Below are 4,891 nucleotides of genomic sequence, written 5' to 3' on the forward strand. Positions count from 1 at the left end.
AAATCCTGTCTTCCCGATATTCCCAAAAACATGGGGCCTTAGCTCAGCTGGGAGAGCGCCTGCCTTGCACGCAGGAGGTCAGCGGTTCGATCCCGCTAGGCTCCACTTTATTTATTATATGTCTCGGAGGTATACCCAAGTTCGGCTGAAGGGATCGGTCTTGAAAACCGACAGGCGGTGAGAATCGCGCGGGGGTTCGAATCCCTCTACCTCCTCCATTTTCTTTTAAATGGTTTAGACATAAATAATAAAATATTTCTTTTTCCTTCATGGAGGTATACCCAAGTTCGGCTGAAGGGATCGGTCTTGAAAACCGACAGGCGGCGAGAGTCGCGCGGGGGTTCGAATCCCTCTACCTCCTCCATTTTTTTAAAACATTATATTGTCGCGGGGTGGAGCAGCACGGTAGCTCGTCGGGCTCATAACCCGAAGGTCGCAGGTTCAAATCCTGTCCCCGCAACCAAATGGTCCCGTGGTGTAGTGGTTAACATGCCTGCCTGTCACGCAGGAGATCGCCGGTTCGACCCCGGTCGGGACCGCCATTTATGTTGGCTCGGTAGCTCAGTCGGTAGAGCAGAGGACTGAAAATCCTCGTGTCGGCGGTTCGATTCCGTCCCGAGCCACCATTTTTTTTATGCCGACTTAGCTCAATTGGTAGAGCAACTGACTTGTAATCAGTAGGTTGGGGGTTCAAGTCCTCTAGTCGGCATCCTTTAGGGGCATAGTTTAAAGGTAGAACTGAGGTCTCCAAAACCTCCAGTGTGGGTTCGATTCCTACTGCCCCTGTAAAGTATATGGGCCTATAGCTCAGCTGGTTAGAGCGCACGCCTGATAAGCGTGAGGTCGATGGTTCGAGTCCATTTAGGCCCACCATATATTATTCCGCAGTAGCTCAGTGGTAGAGCTATCGGCTGTTAACCGATCGGTCGTAGGTTCGAGTCCTACCTGCGGAGCCATGGCCCGTTGGTCAAGTGGTTAAGACACCGCCCTTTCACGGCGGTAACACGGGTTCGAATCCCGTACGGGTCATAAAAAAAGAGTCAGCACATTGCTGACTCTTTTTTATTGTGCGTTAATCCTCCTTTATCAACTGATTTTCCTGAAATAAATAAAGGGATTTAGGAAAAACTATGGTATGTATAAAAAGGAGGAGATAAAAATGACACGAGTGAGAGATTTGATGAGCACTCATATTGTACATTGTACACCGCTAGACAATGTATATGAGGCTGCTGTAAAGATGAAAGAAGAATCGATTGGATTGATTCCGGTTGTTGAAAATGAGCAAGTTGTTGGGCTTGTTACGGATCGAGATTTAGTTGTTCGAGGGATTGCTGAGAAACATCCTGGATCTAATAAAATTACAAATGTAATGACAACAAATATTGTTTCAGTTTCTCCAGATGATTCTATTGAAAAAGCTACAGAGTTAATGGCACAGTATCAAATTAGACGATTACCAGTAGTTGAGGGTGGTCAACTTGTTGGGATGCTAGCGCTAGGTGATTTAGCTATAAGAGAATCGGCAGATGATCAAGCTGGATTTGCTTTAAGTGAAATTTCGGAGCACACGGAATGAAGAGATACTTTAATTAGTGGGATAAGTTACGTATAAAAATCAGATACATTATTCTAGTATATATGGATTAAACTAATATGTTAGCATGATGTATCTGAGACATTATATAATAAGTACATAGTTAGTAATTTCGACAGTTTTTTTAAATTTGTCATTCTTAATTTTAAATAACAGAAAAAATGATATACTGATAGATATAAGTATTATGAAAAATTTCGAATATAACAATATTCATTGTTAATGATTTAATAATGGAGTATTATTTCCTATGTAGACAAAAGGGAAGGGGAATTATATGAGGGCTGTACAGCACGATCCAAATTGGAATTTGGTTACAGATACATATATAGAACCAAATAATTTCGCTGAATTATTTTCTTTGCTTGTACCTTGTCATCCAAAAGGTGAAGGGAAAGAACGAACTATATTAGTGTGGAAAGAAAAAGAATTTTATAAAGAAGAAAATTTAGCGGCATTTATCGTATATGGAATGAATAAAGTAAAGAATTTACCGCAATTTCATAAAGATGAAATTCCAACTTTAGTACGTATTCTTCGCTTATGCCAAGAGATTGGTTGGTATGAAGAAGCAAATACTTTTATGATAACTCAAGGACTTGCTGAGTTTGTTCACACTTCATTGGAATATGAAACGTGGGATCTTTTGACACAAGCGGTTGCTTTAAACTATTTAATTATTAAATATCGTATTGGTGAATTAACAGATGAGGATGTAGAAATTTGGGATAGAGTTAAATTTAATGAAAAATGTATAACAGACTGTAAACACCTATTATCCCATAAAGAAGTATTAGAATTTACATTCTTTTATATGTGTAAGAGAGCTAAAAGCCTATCAAAAGAGCAATTAAATAGTGATATGATGAGTCTAGCAATGTATTGTAATACGTTTGTGTATGACTTATACACACATGACTTATTACGAAAATATCGTAAGTGTACAGACTTTCTATCATATTACGGACCTAGCCAAGCGGTATTAGCTTGTCAAAGAGCTGTACTTTCTCAAATTTCAGATCGATTAGACCCACTTAAGACTACTCATGTAGATGATTATTTATATGTAATGAAAGAAATGATGGAGCATATGACGATAGGAATAATGGATCGATATGATCATTTTATCGGAAAGTTATTATCATATGTGCCATTTTTTGAAATGATTCAAGTTCCACAACATGCATATTATTGTGAAGAATTACTGTATATTTGTAAGGGCATTGAATATAAAGAAGAATTATTACGCAATTATATATTTATACAATTACATGATTGTTTACCATCATTCTTTAAACTATTTCTTAAAAATAAGCGTTATGCAACGATTCATGACATTCTGTTCTATTGGTGTGATGATGAACAAAGAATGAGCTTAGAGAAAAAATATAATCTTAGCTTTATTTATGAAAAATATGCGTGCGGATAAAGAGCATTTTCTATATAAAAAATTTATATAAATTAAAAAGGATCTCAAGTTTATGTGAGATCCTTTTTTTATTAGTAGAGTAAGGAGAACGTAATTAAGACGAGAAATAACATTCCATAAAGAAGAAATTGTGCCGTATAGCTTCCTTGTATACCAAAAAAAGTATTTGTTTTTTTATATAAATTCAATATATATTTTAGCGGATTATCTTTGAAAGATTGGTACACAGTGTCTCCTCTTTCTAAGCTTCTTGTTCGTGTTTTTTGTTATTAGGGACATTGATGTATCTAGCTATGAATAATAAAACGGTCATAAAGAATACAGGAAATACGGTAGATAAATAAAAACCATTACTAATAATATTTGTTATTAGGGCACTTAATAGAAAGATGGCATTATATATATGGGCAATTTTTTGTTTTAGTTGTACTTGAAAGGATTCCATCATAATTTCTAAAGCAACAAAAGCAATGATAATAGATAAAAATACAGTATTTGTATTGTAAATGATTAAACAACAGATTAAGCCTAAAAAGGATAAGTATTCAATTAAGAGAGGTATATTGATATTGCGTGGCATACAATTTACCTAACTAAATATGGCAGTGGGTTTACTGCATTTGTTTTTTCAAAATTCCATTCTCCATTGTGTAATTCAAAATGAAGATGTTGCCCGTATGAATGACCTGTGTTTCCCATATGACCTACTAATTGTCCAGCTTGTACTTGATCACCAGCTTGTACAGTGCGATCTTTCATGTGAGCATAGACTGTTGTATATAATTTCCCGTTTATTTGATGGGCGATGAACACAACATTGCCATAGCTAGCTGAATAATATGATTTCACGACTTTACCTGCAGCCGCCGCCTGAATAGAGACATTACCCTGAGCTGCGATATCTATACCATAATGCATTTGTTCCCAGCGTATATCAAAGGTTGAGCTAATTCTTCCTTGAGTAGGGAATTTGAAAACCGCTGGAATGGAAGTAGGTTGAGTCGTTTGAGCTTGTGATTGCGTTTGATTTTGCACCACATAATGCTTTGCCACATATCCGTATCCTGTGCCAAAACGAATTTTATACCAAGTTCCTACAGTTTCCACTACTTGTAATTGTGTACCATTTTGCAATGAACCAAGTAGTGCGCTACTTGTACTAGCGTTGCTACGTACATTAAGTTTAGGTGTTGCAACTGTGTATTTCGTATTATTTTGAACTGTGATGCCTTTTACTAAAGGCTGTGAACCATTAGATACGAATGCTTTTTGTACGTAGCCTGCTTTGCCATTATGTAAAATTTTATACCACTCGCCTTGTTCTTCTTGAATGGTAACGAATTTCCCATTTGGTAATATATCTAAAATTGAAGATTCTAAATTAGGTTCAGAACGAACGTTTAATGCATTGGCATTAACGATGTATTGATTATTAGATTGAAGTTTGTTTTTTAGTAGAATAGCATCTTTTTGTACGTAACCTACTTTACTATTAACAGATACTTTATACCAGCCATTAGTTGTTTCAAGTATGTCCACTTTCGTATTAAAGCGAATTGTATCAATTGAAGAGCTATTTGCGTTATCTTTTGTATGTAAGGCTACTTGATCGACTTTGACATATCCAGTTTTCACATTAGATAATTGTTCAGCGTTGGCTGTTTGTACATTTGTTTCTCCCATAGAAGGAAGTAAAGAGGCAATTGCGACAGTAGTTGCTGTTAAAGCAGTAGCTTTCATATTCATATAATAGAGACCTCCTCTAGTTGTATAGTTGTAATTTTATTATAGTATAAAGATATAATATAGTGGGTGTATTCACATAAATGTAATATGAAATCAATATAAAAATAAATTTTTTGAGG

General features: G+C 36.1%; 4 protein-coding genes and 11 tRNA genes. 13 read left to right on the top strand and 2 right to left on the bottom strand.

Going from position 1 to position 4,891, the window contains the following annotated elements; translation table 11 throughout:
* The first annotated feature begins 32 nt into the window (after positions 1-32).
* The 13 genes from KI369_RS10140 to KI369_RS10200 all read left to right on the top strand — a co-directional run bounded on the left by KI369_RS10140 (position 33) and on the right by KI369_RS10200 (position 3,026).
* Positions 33-105 (top strand) — tRNA-Ala (locus KI369_RS10140).
* Positions 106-125: 20 nt separating this feature from the next.
* Positions 126-218 (top strand) — tRNA-Ser (locus KI369_RS10145).
* 53 nt (positions 219-271) lie between these two features.
* Positions 272-364, top strand: a tRNA-Ser gene (locus tag KI369_RS10150).
* A 22-nt stretch (positions 365-386) separates the two neighbouring features.
* Positions 387-463, top strand: a tRNA-Met gene (locus KI369_RS10155).
* A 3-nt stretch (positions 464-466) separates the two neighbouring features.
* Positions 467-542 (top strand) — tRNA-Asp (locus tag KI369_RS10160).
* Between the two features lie 8 nt (positions 543-550).
* A tRNA-Phe gene (locus KI369_RS10165) sits at positions 551-626 on the top strand.
* A 10-nt stretch (positions 627-636) separates the two neighbouring features.
* Positions 637-709, top strand: a tRNA-Thr gene (locus tag KI369_RS10170).
* Between the two features lie 6 nt (positions 710-715).
* Positions 716-786, top strand: a tRNA-Trp gene (locus KI369_RS10175).
* Between the two features lie 10 nt (positions 787-796).
* Positions 797-873: transfer RNA gene (locus KI369_RS10180), tRNA-Ile, on the top strand.
* Between the two features lie 8 nt (positions 874-881).
* Positions 882-956: transfer RNA gene (locus KI369_RS10185), tRNA-Asn, on the top strand.
* Between the two features lies 1 nt (position 957).
* Positions 958-1,029 (top strand) — tRNA-Glu (locus KI369_RS10190).
* A gap of 130 nt (positions 1,030-1,159) precedes the next feature.
* Positions 1,160-1,579 (top strand): CBS domain-containing protein, encoded by a 420-nt coding sequence (locus tag KI369_RS10195; protein WP_144612932.1) that lies wholly within the window; start codon positions 1,160-1,162, stop codon positions 1,577-1,579.
* 295 nt (positions 1,580-1,874) lie between these two features.
* A complete protein-coding gene (locus tag KI369_RS10200; protein WP_212955860.1) occupies positions 1,875-3,026 on the top strand; it encodes a DUF3965 domain-containing protein in 1,152 nt (383 codons plus the stop codon).
* A 241-nt stretch (positions 3,027-3,267) separates the two neighbouring features.
* Here KI369_RS10200 and KI369_RS10205 read toward each other — a convergent pair whose 3' ends face one another.
* Both KI369_RS10205 and KI369_RS10210 read right to left on the bottom strand, forming a co-directional pair.
* A complete protein-coding gene (locus tag KI369_RS10205) occupies positions 3,268-3,606 on the bottom strand; it encodes a hypothetical protein (RefSeq protein WP_212955861.1) in 339 nt (112 codons plus the stop codon).
* A 5-nt stretch (positions 3,607-3,611) separates the two neighbouring features.
* Positions 3,612-4,772 carry an SH3 domain-containing protein gene (locus KI369_RS10210; RefSeq protein ID WP_212955862.1) on the bottom strand — a complete coding sequence of 387 codons (1,161 nt, stop codon included), beginning with the start codon at positions 4,770-4,772 and terminating at the stop codon, positions 3,612-3,614.
* Positions 4,773-4,891 lie beyond the last annotated feature (119 nt).

The organism is Bacillus sanguinis (assembly GCF_018332475.1).
GTDB lineage: Bacteria > Bacillota > Bacilli > Bacillales > Bacillaceae_G > Bacillus_A > Bacillus_A sanguinis.

Bases quoted from the DNA above. Each gene is read 5' to 3' on its own strand.
- KI369_RS10195 (WP_144612932.1), top strand. From the start codon at position 1,160: ATGACACGAGTGAGAGATTTGATGAGCACTCATATTGTACATTGTACA.
- KI369_RS10200 (WP_212955860.1), top strand. From the start codon at position 1,875: ATGAGGGCTGTACAGCACGATCCAAATTGGAATTTGGTTACAGATACA.
- KI369_RS10205 (WP_212955861.1), bottom strand. From the start codon at position 3,606: ATGCCACGCAATATCAATATACCTCTCTTAATTGAATACTTATCCTTT.
- KI369_RS10210 (WP_212955862.1), bottom strand. From the start codon at position 4,772: ATGAATATGAAAGCTACTGCTTTAACAGCAACTACTGTCGCAATTGCC.